We start from the raw sequence: 18,885 nt of genomic DNA on the forward strand, positions 1-18,885 counted from the left end.
TTTCCCGACACCGTGTGCGGGGCCGCCCCCACCCCGCCCCCCGGCCCCCGTCCGTCGGGCCCCGGGGCGCCCCCCCCCCCCCCGCGCGGGGGGGGGCCCCCCCCCCCCCCGGGGGGGGGGCCGCCCCCACCGCCGTGCTCCCTCGGGCCGGTCAGTGCACCGGCACCGGTCCGGGTGCGGCCCCCGAGGCCGCGCCCTTCCTGGCTCCGAGGTGGTTGAAGGCCAGGTTCAGCACGATGGCCACCACGCAGCCGGTGCTGATGCCGGAGTCGAGGACGACCAACAGGTCCTTCGGGAAGGCGTGGTAGAAGTCCGGCGCGGCGATCGGGATCAGGCCGATGCCCACGGAGGCGGCGACGATCAGGGCGTTCTCGCCCTTCTCCATGGCCGCCCCGGCCAGGGTCTGGATGCCGCTGGCGGCCACCGAACCGAACAGGACGATGCCGGCGCCGCCGAGGACGGGCAGCGGGACCACTCCGATGACGGAGGCCGCCATCGGACACAGGCCCAGCAGGATCAGGATGCCGCCGCCCGCGGCGACGACGAAGCGGCTGCGCACCTTGGTCATGGCGACCAGGCCGATGTTCTGGGCGAAGGCGCTGCACATGAACCCGTTGAAGAGCGGGCTGACCGCGCTGCCGAGGGTGTCGGCGCGCAGGCCTCCCGCGATGGCCTTCTCGTCCGCCGGCCGCCCGACGATCTTGCCCAGTGCCAGGATGTCCGCGGTGGACTCGGTCATGCAGACGAGCATGACGATGCACATGGAGATGATCGCGGCGACCTGGAACTGCGGGGCGCCGAAGTGGAACGGGGTGGGGAAGCCCACCAGGGACGCGTTCCTGACGGCGTCGAAGCTCGTCATGCCGAGCGGCAGGGCGATGAGCGTGCCCGCGACCAGGCCGAGCAGGATCGAGATCTGCTGGAGGAAGCCGCGCAGGAACTTGCGCATGAGCAGGACGATCACCAGGGTGACGGCGGCCATGCCGATGTTCTGCATCGAGCCGTAGTCGGCGGCGGTGCGGTTGCCGCCCTGCGACCAGTTGAAGGCGACGGGCAGCAGTGAGACGCCGATCAGGGTGATGACCGTGCCCGTGACGACGGGCGGGAAGAAGCGGACGAGCTTGCCGAAGTACGGGGCGGCCAGGAAGCCGATGACCCCGGCGACGATGATCGCCCCGAAGATGACGGGGAGGGCGTCCGCACCCTCCCCCTTGCCTATCGCGATCATCGGGGTCACTCCGGCGAAGGAAACGCCGTTCACGAAGGGGAGTTTGGCGCCGATCTTCCAGAAGCCGAGGGTCTGGAGGAGGGTGGCCAGGCCGGCCGTGAAGAGCGAGGCGCCCATCAGGAAGGCGGTCTCGGTGGCGGAGAGCCCCACGGCAGGGCCGACGATCATCGGCGGGGCGACGACACCCGCGTACATGGCGGCCACGTGCTGGAGACCGCTGGTGAACATTTTCAGCGGAGGCAGGGTCTCGTCGACCGGGTGTTTCTCCGCGGAGACCTGCGGTACTGCGACTGCGTCTTTGCGAAACCTGGGCATTGCGGCCACGGCTTCCTCCGGTCGGGTAACACGTCGGCAGGGACGTGGGTGTCTTGGAGGTGGTGCGAAAGGAGTGCAAGTCGAGCCTGTATGGAGTTGTGGGTGGTGCGACTGCATGTCCCAAGGGGTGCAGAAACGATTCGCCCAAAACCGGTTCCGCTGTGGTCCCTGCCGCGGGGCTGGAGGTGCCGTGGCCATGGCGCGATGCGCGCGCGGGAGCGCAGTGGCACGAGTCACCGCCCCCGGGGGCGCCCTCGGATCACCTCGGGCGCTACCCCGGGAACGGCTGCCGCGGACCCCGCTCGGGTCCGCGGCCGCCGGCCGGAGGCCGTCCCCCCCGGCCGGACTTCTGGGGCCCCTCCCAGCGGTGGTGGCTGGGCGGAGATCAGGCCTGCGCGGAGAGCCGCGCGAGGCGCTGGGCCTCTTCCCGCGTGGACACCGCGATGGCGTCCTCGTCGGCGAAGAGCAGCCGGTTGTTCTCCACGATCTGCTTGCCGTTGACGAACGAGGCCGTCACCGGGGCGGCCGCACCGAAGACCAGGGCGGTCACCGGGTCGGCGATCGAGGAGTGCAGGAAGGTGTTCAGGTTCCACAGGACCAGGTCGGCGCACTTGCCGACTTCCAGCGAACCGATGTTGCCGGCGCGGCCGAGGACCTGGGCGCCGCCGTAGGTGCCGAGGCGCAGGGCCTGGCGGGCGTTGAGCGCGGCCTCCCGGTGCACCGGGTTCAGACGGTTGATCAGCAGCGCGTTGCGCAGTTCGGTGTGGAGCTCACCGGACTCGTTGGAGGCGGTGCCGTCCACGCCGAGGCCGACCGGGACGCCGGCGGCCAGCATGTCCGGGACGCGGGCGATGCCGGCGGCCAGACGGGCGTTGGAGGACGGGCAGTGCGCGACACCGGTCCTGGTGCGGGCGAACGCGGCGATGTCGGAGTCGTTCATGTGGACGCTGTGCGCCATCCACACGTCCTCGCCGAGCCAGCCGGTCGACTCGAAGTAGTCGGTGGGGCCCATGCCGAAGAGCTCGTGGCAGAACTTCTCCTCCTCGACGGTCTCGCTGCCGTGGGTGTGCATGCGCACACCGAGGCGGCGGGCCAGCTCGGCGCCCTGCTTGAGCAGCTCGGTGGAGACCGAGAAGGGGGAGCAGGGGGCGACGGCGACCTGGGTCATCGAGTCGAAGGAGGCGTCGTGGAACTTCTTGACCGTCGCCTCGGTGTCGGCCAGCGCGCCTTCGAGGGTCTCGACGGCGTGGTCCGGCGGCAGGCCGCCGTCCTTCTCGCTGCGGTCCATGGAGCCCCGGGCAAGGGTGAAGCGGACGCCCATCTCGGACGCGGCGCGGATGATCGAGCCGGAGAGGTCGCCGGAGCCCTTGGGGAAGACGTAGTGGTGGTCCATCGCGGTGGTCACACCGCCCTTGGCCATCGCGGCGAGGGAGCCCTGCGCGGCCGTGTACGTCATCTGCTCGTCGATGCGCGCCCACGTCGGGTACAGGGCGACGAGCCAGTTGAAGAGGTTGTGGTCGGTGGCCAGGCCACGCGTGATCCACTGGTAGAAGTGGTGGTGCGTGTTGACCAGACCGGGGGTCACGAGGTGCCCGGTGCCGTCGATCCGGCGGACCACGTTCTCGAGGTTCTCGGGGGCCTTGCCCGCACCGATGAACTCGATCTTGTTGCCTGCGACGACGATGTGGCCCGAGGCGTACTCGGTGTCATTGGCGTCGACGGTCGCGATCGCACAGTTCTCGATGACGATGCGCTCGACGGCGCTGTCATGGGCTGCCGATGCTGCCATGGGACTTCCTCGTGCTTTCAGTGGCGGTGCGGGCACGGCAGGACCCAGGGGATTTGAGTGCCGGAGCCGGGGCCTTGGCAGCTGACAGTACTGCCGCCCCGTGTGGTGCGTCCGGGTGCCGATTCAGGAAGTTGGGTCGTGTTGCGCGGTCCCGGGGCCACTGCGGGGAGCCCCGGGACGCGCGTGCCGCGCTCTCAGAGGTTGGTCATGTCCACCGGGATGCGCGCGTCGGCGCCGTCCCGCAGGATCGTGGCCTCGATCAGACCGTACGGACGGTCCGCGGCGAAGTACACCTCGTTGTCGTTCTTGAGGCCGAAGGGCTCCAGGTCGACGAGGAAGTGGTGCTTGTTCGGGAGCGAGAAGCGGACCTCGTCGATCTCCGAACGGTGGTTGATGATGCGCGAACCCATCTGGTACAGCGTCTGCTGCAGCGACAGGGAGTAGGTCTCCGCGAAGGCCTGCAGCATGTGCTTGCGGGTCTCGGCGTAGGACTTCTCCCAGTTGGGCATCCGCTGCTCGTCGTCCGACCAGTTGAAGCGCCAGCGGCTCGACACCTGGGTGGCCAGGATGCGGTCGTAAGCCTCCTGCAGGGTCGTGTACTTGTCCTTCACGTAACCCCAGAACTCGGAGTTCGTGGAGTTCATGACGACCAGGTCCTTGAGGCCGGAGATGACCTCCCAGTTCTGGCCGTCGTACGTGATCTGGGTGACACGGGTCTCCTGGCCCTGGCGGACGAAGGAGTGCTTCACCTCGTCGGCGCCGATGAACTTGGAGTTGGCGTCGGACGTGGCGATCCGGTCCCAGCCGTACTCCTCGATGCGGATGCGCGCGCGCTGGATCGGCTCCTGGCTGTTCACGAACCAGCGCGCCAGGTGGATGCCGAACTGCTCGGCGGACTCGATGCCGTACTCCTTGGCGAACGCGTACACCGTGTTCTTGGTGGTGTCCGTCGGCAGGACGTTGGCGTTCGAGCCGGAGTAGTGGACGTCGTCCATGTCGCCGGAGAGGGCGACCGAGACGTTCAGGTCCTTGATGTGGTGGGTGTCGCCGTCCCGCGTGATCTTGACGACGCGGTTCTCTGCTTTGCCGTACTGGTTCTGGCCCAGAATCGTGGCCATGCTAGCTCCCTCGGTAAACGGAGTAGCCGAACGGGTTGAGCAGCAGCGGTACGTGGTAGTGCTCGCCCGGGTGCACCGCGAACGTGATGGTGACCTCGGGGAAGAACGTAGCGCTGTCCCTTACGCGGGGGGCGTCCTGCTGCGCCTCGGCTTGCTTCTTTGAGAAGTACGTCTCGGTCTCGAAGTCGAGACGTACGTGGGTGGTGCCCTCCGGCAGCGCCGGCAGGTCCTTGCAGCGCCCGTCCGCATCGGTGGCGGATCCGCCCAGGGCCGCCCACTCCCCGTCGAGTCCCGCACGGGCCGACAGGGAGACGGCGACGCCCTCGGCGGGCTTGCCGATGCTGGTGTCCAGGATGTGCGTGGACACCGACGCGGTGGTCTCGGTGCTCATGGTCGGTCTCACTCTCCTTCTACGAGGCGGGTCAGGCGGATCCGGTTGATCTTGACGAGCTCACCGCGGGCGGTTTCCCGCTCCTGCTCCGGCGAGTTGCCGATCCGGACCTTGACCGCGTCCCGCATGAACTCACCGGTCGCACCGGTGGCGCAGATGAGGAAGACGTGGCCGAACTTCTCCTGGTAGGCCAGGTTCAGTTCGAGGAGTTCGTTCTTGAGCTCCTCGGAGGCACCGGCCATACCGCGCTGCTCGCGGGCGGAGGTCGGGTCTCCCGGCTTCGGCCGGCCGATCGGCGCGTGGCCTGCCATCGCTTCGGCCAGGTCCTCCGCGGTGAGTTCCGCCATGGCGGTCTCGTTCGCGGCGAACAGGGATTCCGCGGTGGCGAAGGGGCGCTGGGCGAGCATCTTGCTCCCCCACGCCGAGCTGGCGCACACCTCGTGCAGTTCGGCCGTGGCCGCACTGTCGTCCAAGGTGTTGATCCGGGTGAGACCCGGGGTCGGACTCGAAGTCACGGTAGGCCTCCGTGGCCTGTTGTTGCTTTGACGGGCTGCGCATAGCTAACGCTCTCCACCACACGGCGTCAACACTTTGTTGAAACTTCCCGTACACAAAAGCCGCCGCCCGGGTGAATTGGGCGACGGCTCGTCACTGTGGGTCAGAAGATGTTTACGCTTGGCTGTTTCTGCTGGGATTTTCCCTGTTCAGGTAGTTGTAAACCGTGAAGCGGCTGACCCCCAGGGCGCCCGCGACCGTCTCCACACCGTGCCGGACGGAGAAGGCGCCGCGCGCCTCCAGTATCCGCACGACGTCCTGCTTGGACTTCCGGTCGAGCTGTGACAACGGTACGCCGTGCCGGCGCTCCAGCGCGGCGAGGATGTGGTCCAGCGAGTCCGAGAGTTGGGGCAGGCGCACCGCGAGCAGGTCCTGACCCTCCCAGCTGAGCACGACGTCGTCGGGCGTGGCCTGGGCCGGGTCCATCAGTTCGCCGCCCATGGCGTCCACGAGCGGCTTGACCGCGGTGACGAACGGGTGGTCGCGGGGCTCGGTCATGGCGTCTCCTCGCCGATCACGTTGACCTGGAGGGTGACGCGCGTGGCCCCGGCCTCCAGGGAGTCGCGCAGCAGCGCGGTCACCGCGGACAGCACCCGGTCGGCCTCACCCTCCGCGGTGTTGCCGAACGGGCCGACGTCCACCGCCTCCAGCTGGGCCTTCTGGATGACCTCGCGGGCCGCCACGGCGTGGTCGGGGGCCTCTTCGAGATCGAAGGGCTCGGTCGTGAACTCCACTCTCAATCGCACGCGGTCAAGCTACCGCGCTGTCTCGATTTTTCGGGAGTCCGCACTTGACATCCGCGCGGAACCCCATGCAGTCTTCCATCAAGCAGAAAATAACTTCCGCAATACGGAAGGAGCGCACACCCCTCATGGGATACACGGACCAGCGCTTCGATGTGAACCTGTCGATCCTCTTCACGGAACTCCCGCTCCTGGAGCGCCCCGCGGCCGCCGCCGCAGCGGGCTTCACGGCGGTCGAGCTGTGGTGGCCCTGGATCGAGACCCCCACCCCCGCTCAGGAGGAGCTCGACGCCCTCAAGAAAGCCCTTGAGGACGCCGGCACCCAGCTGGTGGGCCTGAACTTCTACGCCGGCCGGCTGCCGGGCCCGGACCGCGGCGCGGTCTCGGTACCCGGTGAGGAGTCGGACCGCTTCAACGCCAACATCAACGTGGCCGCGGACTTCGCCGCCTCGGTCGGCTGCAAGGCGCTGAACGCCCTCTACGGCAACCGCGTCGAAGGCGTGGACGCGGCCGTGCAGGACGAGCTGGCCCTCAAGAACCTGGTCGTGGCCGCACAGGCCGCCGACCGCGTGGGTGCGGTCCTCCTGATCGAGACCCTCAACAAGCCCGAGTCGCCGCTCTACCCGCTGGTGAGCGCCCCGGCCGGCATCGAGGTGGTGGACAAGGTGAACGAGGCCACCGGCCTCGGCAACGCCAAGTTCCTGCTCGACCTGTACCACCTGGCGATGAACGATGAGGACCTCTCCGAGGTCATCGAAAAGTACGCCGCCAAGACCGGGCACGTCCAGATCGCGGACAAGCCGGGACGAGGTGCTCCGGGCACCGGCGAGCTGCCCCTGGAGGAGCTGCTCGACCAGCTGAAGAAGGCCGGATACGAGGGCTACGTAGGCCTCGAGTACAAGGCCGCCGACGCTGCCGCCTCCTTCGCATGGCTGCCGGCCGAGGCCCGCGCCGCCAAGTAGGAGGACCAAGTACGGGCGATCAGCCAGGCACCTCACGCACTTTTCGTACGAAGCATTAAGAGAAGGACCCTCATCATGAGCAACCCCGCTGCGCTCCCGAAGATTGCCTGGATCGGTCTCGGAATCATGGGCTCCCCGATGGCCGAGAACCTCCTGAAGGCCGGCTACTCGGTCACCGGCTTCACCCTGGAGCAGGACAAGCTTGACCGCCTGGCGGCCGCCGGCGGCACCGCGGCCGGCTCGATCGCCGAGGCCGTCAAGGACGCCGACGTGATCATCACGATGGTGCCCGCCTCCCCCCAGGTCGAGGCCATCAACTACGGCCCCGAGGGCATCCTGGAGAACGCCAGGTCCGGCGCGCTGATCGTCGACATGTCCTCGATCACCCCGCAGACCTCCGTGGACCTGGCGAAGAACGCCGCCGAGAAGGGCATCCGCGTCCTCGACGCCCCGGTGTCCGGCGGCGAGGCCGGCGCCATCGAGGCCGTCCTGTCGATCATGGTGGGCGGCGAGAAGGCCGACTTCGACGCGGCCCTGCCGATCCTCGAGGCCCTCGGCAAGACCATCGTCCTGTGCGGCCCGCACGGCTCCGGCCAGACGGTGAAGGCCGCCAACCAGCTCATCGTCGCGGTGAACATCCAGGCGTGTGCCGAGGCCGTCGTCTTCCTCGAGAAGTCGGGCGTGGACCTCCAGGCCGCCCTCGACGTCCTCAACGGCGGTCTGGCCGGCTCCACGGTCCTGACCCGCAAGAAGGACAACTTCCTGAACCGCGACTTCAAGCCCGGCTTCCGGATCGACCTGCACCACAAGGACATGGGCATCGTCACCGACGCCGCCCGCAACGTCGGTGCGGCCCTCCCGGTCGGCGCGGTCGTCGCCCAGCTGGTCGCCTCCCTGCGCGCCCAGGGTGACGGCGGCCTGGACCACTCGGCCCTGCTGCGCGCCGTCGAGCGCCTCTCCGGCGCCCAGGTCTGAGTCCCCCCGCCGGGCCCTCGCAGGGCCCGGCCCGTCCCCTCCCCGAGGGGGCACTGAGTCTCCGGACGGTGCCGGTGCTGACACCTGTCCTGTCGCGCCCAAGCGCCGGCACCGTCCGGGTCATCTCTCCTCACAACTTCGTTCAACAAACTGTTGACGTTTAGTTCTCGCCGAATTTAGGCTGTTCCGCATGACGGAAGACGCTTTCCGTCAGCAGTTACCCGTACGGAAGGTCACCATGTCGAAGCGCACGCTGACGACCGAGTCCGGCGCCCCGGTCGCCGACAACCAGAACTCCGCCACCGCCGGCGTCGGTGGCCCGCTCCTGATCCAGGACCAGCAGCTCCTGGAGAAGCTCGCCCGCTTCAACCGCGAGCGCATCCCGGAGCGCGTGGTGCACGCCCGCGGCTCGGCCGCCTACGGCTACTTCGAGGTGACCGACGACGTCACCGCGTACACCAGCGCCGCCTTCCTGAACACGGTCGGCAAGAAGACCGAGACCTTCCTGCGGTTCTCCACCGTCGCCGACTCCCTCGGCGGCGCGGACGCGGTGCGCGACCCCCGCGGCTTCGCGCTGAAGTTCTACACCGAAGAGGGCAACTACGACCTCGTCGGCAACAACACCCCGGTGTTCTTCATCAAGGACCCGATCAAGTTCCCCGACTTCATCCACTCCCAGAAGCGCGACCCCTTCACGGGCAAGCAGGAGCCGGACAACGTCTGGGACTTCTGGGCGCACGCCCCCGAGGCCACGCACCAGATCACCTGGCTGATGGGTGACCGCGGCATCCCGGCGTCGTACCGCCACATGAACGGCTACGGCTCGCACACCTACCAGTGGACGAACGAGCAGGGCGAGGCCTTCTTCGTCAAGTACCACTTCAAGACGAACCAGGGCATCCGCTGCCTGTCGAGCGAGCAGGCCGCCGAGCTCGTCGGCAAGGACGCCAACTCGCACCAGACCGACCTGCTCCAGGCGATCGAGCGCGGTGTGAACCCGAGCTGGACCCTCTACGTCCAGATCATGCCGGCCGCCGAGGCCGCGGACTACCGCTTCAACCCGTTCGACCTCACCAAGGTGTGGCCGCACGCCGACTACCCGCTGCAGCGCGTGGGCCGCCTGGTCCTCGACCGCAACCCGGACAACGTCTTCGCCGAGGTCGAGCAGTCCGCGTTCTCCCCGAACAACTTCGTCCCGGGCATCACCGCCTCGCCGGACAAGATGCTCCAGGGACGCCTGTTCGCCTACGCCGACGCGCAGCGCTACCGCCTCGGTGTGAACCACACCCAGCTGCCGGTCAACGCCCCGAAGGCGACGAAGGCCGACAACTACGGCCGCGACGGCGTCATGGCGCTGCGCAACGGCTCGCGCCACGACAAGAACTACGAGCCCAACTCGTACCAGGGCCCGGCCGAGACCGGTCTGGCGCTGGGCGCCCCGAAGGCCGTCTCCGGCTACACGGGCACCCACGAGGCCCCGGCCCACACCAAGGACGACGACTTCTTCCAGGCCGGTGAGCTCTACCGCCTGATGTCGGAGGCCGAGAAGCAGCGTCTGGTGGCGAACATCGCCGGCGGCCTGTCTCAGGTCACCCTCGAGGACGTCATCGAGAAGAACCTGGCTCACTTCCACGCCGCCGACGCCGACTACGGCCGTCGCGTCGAGGAGGCCGTCCGCGCCCTGCGCGACGCCTGAGCCGCACCGATGTACCGGGGGCCTGACGGGAGGTCAGGCCCCGGGTGCTGAGCCCGACCCGTGGACCCGGATGAGGGGTGGTACGCGGAGAGGGCAGACTGCGCCAGTCCATGCGGCTGGCGCCGCGTGAGGACCGTGGCGAGCGTGCGAGCCAGTGCGGTGGTAATGGGTTCCGAGGCCCGTCTCTTGACCTGAGGGAGACGATGCCGGAGTTCTCGTCGCCCGCCCGCCACGGTCCCCAGCCACTCCTCTTCTCACAGGGCCACGCACAGAGTCCCCTGCGAGAAGAGGAGACTCCTCCCCACACACTCCGCCCGGCGGTGCGAACGTCCTGTCGCGCCAGCCTCGCACCGTCGGGCGGTAAAAACCAGAGCGCCGAGTCACGGACGGTCCCGTGACTCGGCGCTTTGTCGTACCAGGCGGTCAGCGTGCCGGTGGAACGGAGGTGGGCCGCAGTGCGGGCGGCTGGTCGGACTCCCGCCCGAACACCTGGAGGGAAGCGCGCGATCGGCGCACCCTGCATGTGCAGACCATGCCGGGATCGGGCCGCCGAAGCACGGAAACGGCCGCCGCCGCGGTCCGGGCGTCGGGCACGTCCTCGCGGAATGCGGGCAGACCGGCGCTCGGGGGGCGCTGGCGACCTGGTCGGCCGGCTCGCGGCGCACGGCGAGCACCTCGTCGCGGGCGGCCCCCACCAGTCGGTGTCGGAGCCGGGTTCGGTGTCCAGGGCCTCGCGGTCGAACAGCAGGATGCCGAGGAAGAACAGCCCTCCCGGGACGAACAGCGCCAGCAGCGTCCGGGGCTGCGCGCAGACCGCGCCGCGGCCGGCAGTTCGAGGCCGCCGAGGTCGAAGGCTCTCTGCCGGCGGCCCGGCCGGAGGCGCACGGCCAGATGGACCACGGTCGTTGCCCCATGAATGAGGGCCGGCAGACCGGCAGCGCCGTGATCGGCTCCAGCAGTACCGCGCCGGGCAGCGCGACCGCCGCCACCGGCCCCGGCCCCGGCCGGTAGCGGCCGACGCTCGGGAGGGAGCCCCGAACGGACGCGGCGGGCGGGCCCGTACGGCGGCGGAACGCGGAGCGACCCCCGCCCTCCTCGCGGAGGGACGGGGGTCGCCGCGTACGGCCGGGGCCGTGGATCAGACCTGCAGGGCCTTGATCGCGGTGGGGGCGTGACCGGGCTCGGTCGCGAGCTCCTCGAACTCGGTGACGTCGCTCATGTCGACGGTCTTGCTCATCGAGATGTTGGTGACGCGCTCCAGGATGGCCTCGACGACGACCGGGACCTGGAACTCCTGGGCCAGCTTCTTGGCCTGCTCGAAGGCGGCGCCCAGCTCGTTCGGGTCGGTGACGCGGATGGCCTTGACGCCCAGGCCCTCGGCGACCTTGACGTGGTCGACGCCGTAGACGCCGATCTCCGGGGTGTTGACGTTCTCGAATTCGAGGTTCACCTCGAAGTTGATGCCGAGGCCGCCCTGCGCCTGACGGATCAGGCCAAGGTAGGCGTTGTTCACGAGGACGTGGACGTAGGGGACCTTGTGCTGGGCGGCGACCGCCAGCTCCTCGATCATGAACTGGAAGTCGTAGTCGCCCGAGAGCGCGACGATCGGGGTCTCCGGGTCCGCGGTGGCGGCACCGATGGCGGCCGGGATGGTCCAGCCGAGCGGGCCGGCCTGGCCGCAGTTGATCCAGTGGCGCGGCTTGTAGACGTGCAGCATCTGCGCGCCGGCGATCTGGGAGAGGCCGATGGTGGTGACGTAGCGGGTCTCGGGGCCGAACGCCTTGTTCATCTCCTCGTAGACGCGCTGCGGCTTCATGGGGATGTTGTCGAAGTGCGTGCGGCGCTGGAGGGTGGCCTTGCGCTCCTGGGCGGAGGCGGCCCAGGCGGAGAAGTCCGGCAGCTTGCCCTCGGCCTTGAGCTCCTTGGCGACCTCGATGAAGAGCTCCAGCGCGGCCTTGGCGTCGGAGGCGATGCCGAAGTCCGGGGCGAAGATCTTGCCGATCTGGGTGGGCTCGATGTCGACGTGGACGAACTTGCGGTCGCCCAGGTACGCGTCCAGGTTGTAACCGGTGTGACGGTTGGCCCAGCGGTTGCCGATGCCGAGGACGACGTCCGACTCCAGGAAGGTCGCGTTGCCGTAGCGGTGCGAGGTCTGGACGCCGACCATGCCGGCCGCCAGCTCGTGGTCGTCCGGGATGACGCCCCAGCCCATGAGGGTGGAGATGACCGGGATGTTGGTCAGCTCGGCGAACTCGACGAGCAGGTCTGAGGCGTCGGCGTTGATGATGCCGCCGCCGGCGACGATCAGCGGGCGCTCGGACTCCAGCAGGAAGCTCAGGGCCTTCTCGGCCTGGGCGCGGCTGGCCTGCGGCTTGTAGACCGGCAGCGGCTGGTAGGTCGCCGGGTCGAACTCGATCTCGGTCAGCTGGACGTCGATCGGCAGGTCGATGAGGACCGGGCCGGGGCGGCCGGAGCGCATGAGGTGGAACGCCTGCTGGAAGACGCCGGGAACCTGCGCCGCCTCCAGGACCGTAGTGGCGGCCTTGGTGACCGGCTTGGCGATCGAGGCGATGTCGACAGCCTGGAAGTCCTCCTTGTGGAGCTTCGAGACCGGAGCCTGACCGGTGATGCACAGGATCGGGACGGAGTCCGCGATGGCGGAGTACAGGCCGGTGATCATGTCGGTGCCGGCCGGGCCCGAGGTACCGATGCAGACGCCGATGTTGCCCGCCTTGGCGCGCGTGTACCCCTCGGCCATGTGCGAGGCGCCCTCGACGTGGCGGGCGAGCGTGTGGTTGATGCCGCCCACGTTCTTGAGCTCGCGGTAGAAGGGGTTGATCGCAGCACCGGGAACACCGAACGCTTGTTCGACACCCTCGAGCTTGAGGATCTCAACTGCAGCAGCGGCGGCTGTCATACGAGGCATCAGGTTCTCCTGCGGGTCTGGCGGTCAGGCTTTTCCGTAATCCGGAAGTTTTGTTCTGCTATACGGAACAAGCTAAGCGGCGTCTTCTTCGGCGTCAAGGCGGTTGCGGACCCCGGAAGCCACCAAAAGCGGCACCTCGCTCGGTGACTTGCACAAATCCCCGATCCGCCCGGCGGGAACGGGGCCGAAATGGCGCGCACCCTCGCCCCGGCGGTCGCCGGTGGTGGAGCATGGACCTACGCAGGGCGACGGAGGGGGTCAGGGGTCATGGCGGAAGCGGTACCGGTGCGCTGCCCGGCATGCCTGCGCGAGAACGGCTACACCGCGCCGGTCTTCCCCTGCGCCTGCGGGAGCCCGGTCAATCCCCCGCTGGACCTGTCGGCGCCACCGGTGCCGCTGACCCACCGCACCTGGTCGGACAGCTGGGTGGCGGTGCGGTGCACGACGTGCGGGCGGGAGAGCGAGTGGCCGCACCCCGAGCTGGGGTGCGGATCGTGCGGCACGGTGGTGCGGCTCCCGGTGCATCCGCCGGAGCGCTCGCAGGCACCGCAGGCCGGTACGGGGCCGGGCGCCGGGCCCGGTGCCGCGGCGGATCCCGCGGGCGCGGCGGGCCCGGCGGATCCGCCGGACCCGCGCGGCGATGCCCCGGCGGACGCCCGGGCCGACGCCCCGTCCGACGCACGGGCAGAGACTGCGGCGGACGACGCCCCGGGCGATCTCCGGGGCGACGGGCGCACGGGCAGGCCCGGGAGCGGCCGCGGCCCGGCGGCGGCGCGGCCCGAGGTGAACCCGGCGCACGTACCGCTGCCGCCGACCGCGGCGGTGCCCCGGCCCGCGTTCCGGCCGGTGACCATCCGTACGGCCCGGGACGCGGTGGCCACCGCCGCGCTGTACCTGCGCTGGCTCGGCTTCCAGGACGTACGCCAGCCCGACGGCCGGCCGATCCCGTCGGCGGCGGTGGACCTGCGGGCTCCGGGGCTGGTGGCGCAGGTGGACCCGACCACCGCGCCGGCCGGGCTGCGGGCGGTGGAGTGCGTCTGGCTCAACGGACTCACCGCTTCGGCGACCAGCGTCTACTTCTCCCTCGCCGGGTACACGGCGGACGCCCGCAGCCGCGCGGACGATCTCGGGATACCGCTGTTCGTCATGGACCTCACCGGCATGCCGCAGCCGGTCAACGACCCGGCGGACGAACTGGTCGGATCGGGGGCCTGACCGGCGGGGCACCCCCTGACCACCCTTTAGGCTCGTGGCACTACCCGCTGCCTGCCGAGGAGAGTCCCGTGAGCCTGTACGACATCCCGCTGACCACCCTGTCCGACGAGCCCACCAGCCTGGCGGCGCACAAGGGCAAGGCGATCCTCCTGGTGAACACCGCGTCGCAGTGCGGGCTCACCCCGCAGTACTCGGGACTGGCCCGCCTGCAGTTCAAGTACGAGGAGAAGGGCTTCACGGTCATCGGCGTGCCCTGTAACCAGTTCGGCGGGCAGGAGCCCGGCAACGCCGACGACATCCAGACCTTCTGCGCGGCGGGCTTCGGCGTCACCTTCCCGATGCTAGAGAAGTCCGAGGTCAACGGCGACAACCGGCACGCCCTGTACCAGGAGCTGGTGAAGACCCCCGACGCGGAGGGCGAGGCGGGGGACATCCAGTGGAACTTCGAGAAGTTCCTGATCTCCCCCGCCGGTGAGGTCGTGGCACGCTTCCGTCCGCGCACCGAGCCGGAGGCGCCGGAGGTCATCGCCGCGATCGAGGCGCACCTGCCCGCGTAAGACGCGTAAGGAGCCGGGCGGGCGCGGGGCGGGTGCGGGGGCGGGGCGGCCCGGGGCGGGTGCGGGAGCGCGCGTACGGGCGCCGCGCAGGCCGGCCCCGCCGGCCGGCCGCCTCAGCCCAGGTCGGCCTCCCGGTATTCGGCGGCGGAGCCCGCCGCCGTGAGCTCCCGTAGCTCCACCCGCCGGATCTTGCCGGACACGGTCTTCGGCAGCTCGGCGAACTCGATGCACCGGATCCTCTTGTACGGGGACAGCACGGCGCGGGCGTGCTCGAACAGCACCCGGGCGGTCTCCGGCCCGGGATCCCATCCGGCCGCGAGGGTGACGTACGCCTTCGGTACCGCCAGCCGCAGCTCGTCCGGGGCGGGGACGACGGCGGCCTCGGCGACCGCGTCGTGCTCCAGCAGGGCGCTCTCCAGCTCGAACGGACTGATCTTGTAGTCGGAGGCCTTGAAGACGTCGTCGGAGCGCCCGACGTAGGTGAGGTACCCGTCGGCGTCCCGGGCGGCGATGTCGCCGGTGCGGTAGAGCCCCTCCGCCATGGCCTCGGCGGTGCGCCCCGGGTCGTCCCGGTAGCCGGTCATCACCCCGGCCGGCCGGACGCGCAGGTCCACGCACAGTTCGCCCTCGTCGGCGGACTCCTTGCCGGTGACCGGGTCCAGCAGGACGATCTCGTAGCCGGGCGCCGGCCGGCCCATGGAGCCCGGCTTGACGGGGACCCCGGGGAAGTTGCCGACCTGGAGAGTGGTCTCGGTCTGGCCGAAACCGTCGCGGACGGTGACGCCCCAGGCCTCTCGGACCTTCTCGATGACCTCGGGATTGAGCGGCTCGCCGGCGGCGACGGCCTCCCGCGGGGGCCTGGCCAGCCGGGTGAGATCGGACTGGATGAGCATCCGCCACACGGTGGGCGGGGCGCAGAAGGTGGTCACGCCGTGCCGGTCCATCTCGGCCATCAGCCGCTCGGCGTCGAAGCGGGCGTAGTTGTGGACGAAGACGGTCGCGCCGGCGTTCCAGGGAGCGAAGAGGTTGGACCAGGCGTGCTTGGCCCAGCCGGGCGAGGCGATGTTGAGGTGCACGTCGCCGGGGCGCAGTCCGAGCCAGTACATGGTGGAGAGGTGCCCGACGGGGTACGAGGCGTGGGTGTGCTCGACGAGCTTGGGGCGGTCGGTGGTGCCGGAGGTGAAGTAGAGCATCAGGGGGTCGGTGGCGAGGGTCTCCCCGTCGGGGGTGAAGCCGCCGACGGCGTCCGGGGCGTCGGCGAGCCGCAGCCAGCCGGAGGGGACCTGGTCGACCTGGTCCCCGGCGGCGATCCGGGTGTAGTCGCCCGGCACCTCGTCGAACTTGGCCGTGTCCTCGATCCGCGCGACGACGTGGCGCACGTGGCCGCGCTCGACGCGGTCGCGCAGGTCGGCCGGGCCGAGGAGGGGGGTGGCGGGGATGACGACGGCGCGCAGTTTCATCGCGCCGAGCATCACCTCCCACAGTTCGCGCTGGTTGCCGAGCATGACGAGGATCCGGTCGCCGGGCGCGACGCCCTGGCCGCGCAGCCAGGTGGCGGTCGCGTCGGACCGTACGGCGAGCTGTGCGAAGGAGAGGGCCTCGCTGGTGCCGTCCTCCTCGACGATGCGCAGGGCGTCGGCGTCGTTGCCGGCGGCGATGTGGTCGAACCAGTCGAGGGCCCAGTTGAAGCGGTGGGGGCGGGGCCAGGTGAATCCGGTGCGGGCGGCTTCGTAGTCACCGCGCCGCTCCAGCAGGAAATCGCGCGCGGCGAGGAACTGGGCGGTGGGGTCGGCGGCGTCGCCGGGGGCGCTGCTGCGGGGGCTTTCGGTCGTCATGGCAGGTATCGTGCCGCGTTCGGTGTACGGACCACCAGGGTGACGGCAGCCGCGAGTTGACCGTTTGCGGGGCCGGGCTGCGGGGCTTGCCCGGGGGTCGGCGGCCCGTCGGCCCGGCGCGGCTCAGCGGCGGATCGGCGCGAACCGTACGGCGGACTCGGCGGACTCGGCAGGCAGCCCGCCCATGTCGGCGATCAGCTTCTCCCCCTCGGCGACGATCTCCTCCCGCACGGCCTTCGGCACGCTGCCGAACAGCTCCACGGTGAGCACCCCGCCCTCCAGCCTCCACAGCCCGGCCAGGAACCCGTCGACGAGCAGGGTGCAGTGGGCCTGGTTCCCCGTCCAGCTGCGCCCCTTGACCTCGGGCGGGACCACGCGGGTGCGGTCGGCGTGCGACAGCAGGAGGTTGTCGAACTCCGGGAGGAAGCGGGGCGGCGCGGGGGTGCCGGCATCGGGGCGGGGCGCGTCGGGCAGGTCGAAGAGCTCCGCGCCGTTCTCGTCGCGGAAGACGGCGAGCCCCGGCCGCAGCCGTTCGAAGGCCTCGCGCAGCCGGGTCACCCCCGCCCAGGTCTGCATGTCCTTGACGGAGGCGGGTCCGAACGCGGCGAGGTAGCGCAGCACCACGTCGTCCACGGGCTGCGCCGCCCCGACGGGCTCCCCGAGCCAGTTCTCGACGGTGGTGAGACGTACCTGCCCACTGCGTCCCCACACCCCGCGCGGCGTGACCTGGACCAGCGGCAACAGGCAGCGCGCCGCGACGGAAAGGGACTGCGGGTCGGCGTCGGGCCACTGCTGGAGCAGGTCCTCGCGGATCTCGGCCATGGTGCGCGGCTCGCCCTCGACGAAGGCGCGGGCCCGCTGCGCCAGCCGGTCGAGGTCCACGCCGGCGAGACCCTTGCGGAAGTAGTTGACCTCGCGGTCCCGGGCGGGCTGGACGAGGGGACGCAGGGTGAGGGCGTCGTGCGCGGTGTGCGTGTGGATCGTCGACCGCATGGTGACCATCCGTACGACCTCGCGGGACTCCATGAGCCCGGCCAGTTCGGCGGGCTCGAAGCCGGCGAGGCGGGCGTACAGCTGGAAGTACGGGGGCTTGACGTTCTGCGCCTGCAGCCCGAGGAGATGGGCGACGGCGTCCCCCGCGGACATCTCGGCGCGGCTCAGCAACAGCTGGCGGGCGAGCGTGGCACGGTTCAGTGCGCGGGTGTCGAGTACGGGATGTGTCGTCCTGGAGGCCATGACAGCAAGCTAGCCCTCCTTGCGGACACCCTCTGTCCGCAACTCCACACCGAAGGTCGGCGGGAACTCGACCGCGCCCGCACCCGTCGTCTTTTCCCCCTATATCCTGCCCCTTGCCCGTAAACACACGTTCGACCGGGAGCTGACCTGCGATGCCGGAGCGCCCTCACCGCCGCCCCTCGCCGCCGTCCGGCGCGAAGCGCTCGGGATGGCGGCGCCCCGCCTCCCCGGCCGCGGCGCCGCCCTCCGTACCGCCGTCCGCACCGCGGCCGGCTCCGGCCGCCCCCAACCCCCCGGACCACCGCAGCGTGATCGACTCGGCCGTCTACCGCGACGGCCGCCGGGTCGCCTCCCCGGCCACCCTGGCCGAGACCTTCCGGCAGCTGCGCGAGGAGCCCGACGGGATGGCCTGGATCGGCCTGCACCGGCCGACGGAACCCGAACTGCACTCTCTCGCGACCGAGTTCAACCTCCACGAACTCGCCGTCGAGGACGCCCTCGAAGCCCACCAGCGCCCCAAGCTGGAGCGCTACGGCGACACCCTCTTCGTCGTCCTGCGCGCCGCCCGATACCTGGACGCCCAGGAGGAGGTCGAGTTCGCCGAGCTCCACGTCTTCGTCGGCCCCGACTTCCTCATCACGGTCCGCCACGGCAGCGCCCCGGACCTCTCGGCGGTACGCCGCCGCATGGAGGCGAACCCGCAACTGCTCTCCCTGGGCCCGGAGGCCGCCCTGTACGCCATCCTGGACGCGGTGGTCGACGGCTACGCCCCGGTCGTGGAAGGCGTCCAGACGGACATCGACGAGATCGAGACGGAGGTCTTCCGCGGCGACCCGGCGGTCTCCCGCCGCATCTACGAACTCTCCCGCGAGATGGTCGAGTTCCAACGCGCGACCCGCCCCCTGGTCGGCATGCTCCACGGCCTGATGGCGGGCTTCGCGAAGTACGGCACGGACGAGGAACTCCAGCGCTACCTCCGCGACGTGGCGGACCACGTCACACACACGAGCGAACGCGTCGACGGCTTCCGCCAGGCCCTGACCGAAATCCTCACGGTGAACGCCACCCTGGTCTCCCAGCAACAGAACGCGGAAATGCGCGCCCTGGCCGAAGCCGGCTTCGAGCAGAACGAGGAGATCAAGAAGATCTCTTCCTGGGCCGCCATCCTCTTTGCACCCACCTTGGTCGGCACGATCTACGGCATGAACTTCGAAACCATGCCGGAACTGAAGTGGGCCGCCGGCTACCCCTTCGCGATCCTCCTGATGGCGGCAGTTTGCATCAGCTTGTACCTCGTCTTCAAACGTCGGGACTGGCTCTAGACCAAGCAACCAATCGCGTCGC

At 70.1% G+C, this 18,885-nt stretch carries 16 protein-coding genes; 6 read left to right on the forward strand and 10 right to left on the reverse strand.

All coding sequences use genetic code 11. The features are described 5' to 3' along the window. Positions 1 to 151: 151 nt before the first annotated feature. From ACZ3X1_RS33850 to ACZ3X1_RS33880, 7 genes are all read right to left on the reverse strand, one after another. Positions 152 to 1,552: a nucleobase:cation symporter-2 family protein gene (locus ACZ3X1_RS33850; RefSeq protein WP_467282896.1), complete on the reverse strand. Its 1,401-nt coding sequence runs from the start codon at positions 1,550 to 1,552 to the stop codon at positions 152 to 154. Positions 1,553 to 1,928: 376 nt separating this feature from the next. Then, positions 1,929 to 3,332, reverse strand: coding sequence for an 8-oxoguanine deaminase (locus ACZ3X1_RS33855; RefSeq protein WP_467282899.1), 1,404 nt, complete (start codon positions 3,330 to 3,332; stop codon positions 1,929 to 1,931). Between the two features lie 194 nt (positions 3,333 to 3,526). Then, complete coding sequence (pucL, locus tag ACZ3X1_RS33860) at positions 3,527 to 4,450, reverse strand: factor-independent urate hydroxylase (RefSeq protein WP_030822359.1); 924 nt, start codon at positions 4,448 to 4,450, stop codon at positions 3,527 to 3,529. Position 4,451: 1 nt separating this feature from the next. Beyond that, positions 4,452 to 4,841 carry a hydroxyisourate hydrolase gene (uraH, locus tag ACZ3X1_RS33865; protein WP_356813832.1) on the reverse strand — a complete coding sequence of 130 codons (390 nt, stop codon included), beginning with the start codon at positions 4,839 to 4,841 and terminating at the stop codon, positions 4,452 to 4,454. Positions 4,842 to 4,849: 8 nt separating this feature from the next. Beyond that, the gene (uraD, locus tag ACZ3X1_RS33870) at positions 4,850 to 5,356 is read right to left on the reverse strand and encodes a 2-oxo-4-hydroxy-4-carboxy-5-ureidoimidazoline decarboxylase (RefSeq protein ID WP_356813833.1); all 507 of its coding nucleotides are present in this window, start codon (positions 5,354 to 5,356) and stop codon (positions 4,850 to 4,852) included. A 154-nt stretch (positions 5,357 to 5,510) separates the two neighbouring features. Further along, on the reverse strand, positions 5,511 to 5,894 hold the full coding sequence (locus ACZ3X1_RS33875; RefSeq protein ID WP_356813834.1) for a helix-turn-helix domain-containing protein: 384 nt from the start codon (positions 5,892 to 5,894) through the stop codon (positions 5,511 to 5,513). Next, on the reverse strand, positions 5,891 to 6,142 hold the full coding sequence (locus ACZ3X1_RS33880) for a thiamine-binding protein (protein WP_078848537.1): 252 nt from the start codon (positions 6,140 to 6,142) through the stop codon (positions 5,891 to 5,893). The genes ACZ3X1_RS33875 and ACZ3X1_RS33880 overlap by 4 nt, the downstream gene beginning before the upstream one ends. A 125-nt stretch (positions 6,143 to 6,267) precedes the next feature. Between ACZ3X1_RS33880 and ACZ3X1_RS33885 the strand changes: the two genes are divergently transcribed. The 3 genes from ACZ3X1_RS33885 (at position 6,268) to ACZ3X1_RS33895 (ending at position 9,772) form a co-directional block, all read left to right on the forward strand. After that, positions 6,268 to 7,101 (forward strand): TIM barrel protein, encoded by an 834-nt coding sequence (locus ACZ3X1_RS33885; protein ID WP_467282905.1) that lies wholly within the window; start codon positions 6,268 to 6,270, stop codon positions 7,099 to 7,101. A 75-nt stretch (positions 7,102 to 7,176) separates the two neighbouring features. Continuing rightward, complete coding sequence (locus tag ACZ3X1_RS33890; protein WP_356813837.1) at positions 7,177 to 8,076, forward strand: 2-hydroxy-3-oxopropionate reductase; 900 nt, start codon at positions 7,177 to 7,179, stop codon at positions 8,074 to 8,076. A gap of 238 nt (positions 8,077 to 8,314) precedes the next feature. Further along, positions 8,315 to 9,772: a catalase gene (locus ACZ3X1_RS33895; protein WP_030961149.1), complete on the forward strand. Its 1,458-nt coding sequence runs from the start codon at positions 8,315 to 8,317 to the stop codon at positions 9,770 to 9,772. A gap of 1,138 nt (positions 9,773 to 10,910) precedes the next feature. Here the strand turns inward: ACZ3X1_RS33895 and gcl are convergent. Next, the gene (gcl, locus tag ACZ3X1_RS33900; protein ID WP_467282910.1) at positions 10,911 to 12,698 is read right to left on the reverse strand and encodes a glyoxylate carboligase; all 1,788 of its coding nucleotides are present in this window, start codon (positions 12,696 to 12,698) and stop codon (positions 10,911 to 10,913) included. 267 nt (positions 12,699 to 12,965) lie between these two features. On the opposite strand from gcl, the gene ACZ3X1_RS33905 reads away from it, so the two are divergent. Continuing rightward, positions 12,966 to 13,913 carry a hypothetical protein gene (locus tag ACZ3X1_RS33905; RefSeq protein WP_467282913.1) on the forward strand — a complete coding sequence of 316 codons (948 nt, stop codon included), beginning with the start codon at positions 12,966 to 12,968 and terminating at the stop codon, positions 13,911 to 13,913. Positions 13,914 to 13,981: 68 nt separating this feature from the next. Beyond that, positions 13,982 to 14,470, forward strand: a complete 489-nt coding sequence (locus ACZ3X1_RS33910) for a glutathione peroxidase (RefSeq protein ID WP_356813840.1) — start codon at positions 13,982 to 13,984, stop codon at positions 14,468 to 14,470. Between the two features lie 113 nt (positions 14,471 to 14,583). Here ACZ3X1_RS33910 and ACZ3X1_RS33915 read toward each other — a convergent pair whose 3' ends face one another. Further along, positions 14,584 to 16,305, reverse strand: coding sequence for an AMP-binding protein (locus tag ACZ3X1_RS33915; RefSeq protein ID WP_467282916.1), 1,722 nt, complete (start codon positions 16,303 to 16,305; stop codon positions 14,584 to 14,586). A gap of 123 nt (positions 16,306 to 16,428) precedes the next feature. Beyond that, positions 16,429 to 17,541 carry a winged helix DNA-binding domain-containing protein gene (locus ACZ3X1_RS33920; protein ID WP_467282919.1) on the reverse strand — a complete coding sequence of 371 codons (1,113 nt, stop codon included), beginning with the start codon at positions 17,539 to 17,541 and terminating at the stop codon, positions 16,429 to 16,431. Between the two features lie 152 nt (positions 17,542 to 17,693). Here ACZ3X1_RS33920 and ACZ3X1_RS33925 point away from each other — a divergent pair, with 152 nt between their 5' ends. Then, positions 17,694 to 18,863 carry a magnesium and cobalt transport protein CorA gene (locus tag ACZ3X1_RS33925; RefSeq protein WP_467282921.1) on the forward strand — a complete coding sequence of 390 codons (1,170 nt, stop codon included), beginning with the start codon at positions 17,694 to 17,696 and terminating at the stop codon, positions 18,861 to 18,863. The last annotated feature ends 22 nt before the right edge of the window (positions 18,864 to 18,885 follow it).

This window comes from Streptomyces sp. NPDC023541, from assembly GCF_055559995.1.

Excerpts from the sequence above, each read along its gene's own strand:
- ACZ3X1_RS33855 (WP_467282899.1), bottom strand. The coding sequence starts at position 3,332 with ATGGCAGCATCGGCAGCCCATGACAGCGCCGTCGAGCGCATCGTCATC.
- pucL (WP_030822359.1), bottom strand. The coding sequence starts at position 4,450 with ATGGCCACGATTCTGGGCCAGAACCAGTACGGCAAAGCAGAGAACCGC.
- uraH (WP_356813832.1), bottom strand. The coding sequence starts at position 4,841 with ATGAGCACCGAGACCACCGCGTCGGTGTCCACGCACATCCTGGACACC.
- ACZ3X1_RS33875 (WP_356813834.1), bottom strand. The coding sequence starts at position 5,894 with ATGACCGAGCCCCGCGACCACCCGTTCGTCACCGCGGTCAAGCCGCTC.
- ACZ3X1_RS33885 (WP_467282905.1), top strand. The coding sequence starts at position 6,268 with ATGGGATACACGGACCAGCGCTTCGATGTGAACCTGTCGATCCTCTTC.
- ACZ3X1_RS33890 (WP_356813837.1), top strand. The coding sequence starts at position 7,177 with ATGAGCAACCCCGCTGCGCTCCCGAAGATTGCCTGGATCGGTCTCGGA.
- ACZ3X1_RS33895 (WP_030961149.1), top strand. The coding sequence starts at position 8,315 with ATGTCGAAGCGCACGCTGACGACCGAGTCCGGCGCCCCGGTCGCCGAC.
- gcl (WP_467282910.1), bottom strand. The coding sequence starts at position 12,698 with ATGCCTCGTATGACAGCCGCCGCTGCTGCAGTTGAGATCCTCAAGCTC.
- ACZ3X1_RS33905 (WP_467282913.1), top strand. The coding sequence starts at position 12,966 with ATGGCGGAAGCGGTACCGGTGCGCTGCCCGGCATGCCTGCGCGAGAAC.
- ACZ3X1_RS33915 (WP_467282916.1), bottom strand. The coding sequence starts at position 16,305 with ATGACGACCGAAAGCCCCCGCAGCAGCGCCCCCGGCGACGCCGCCGAC.
- ACZ3X1_RS33920 (WP_467282919.1), bottom strand. The coding sequence starts at position 17,541 with ATGGCCTCCAGGACGACACATCCCGTACTCGACACCCGCGCACTGAAC.
- ACZ3X1_RS33925 (WP_467282921.1), top strand. The coding sequence starts at position 17,694 with ATGCCGGAGCGCCCTCACCGCCGCCCCTCGCCGCCGTCCGGCGCGAAG.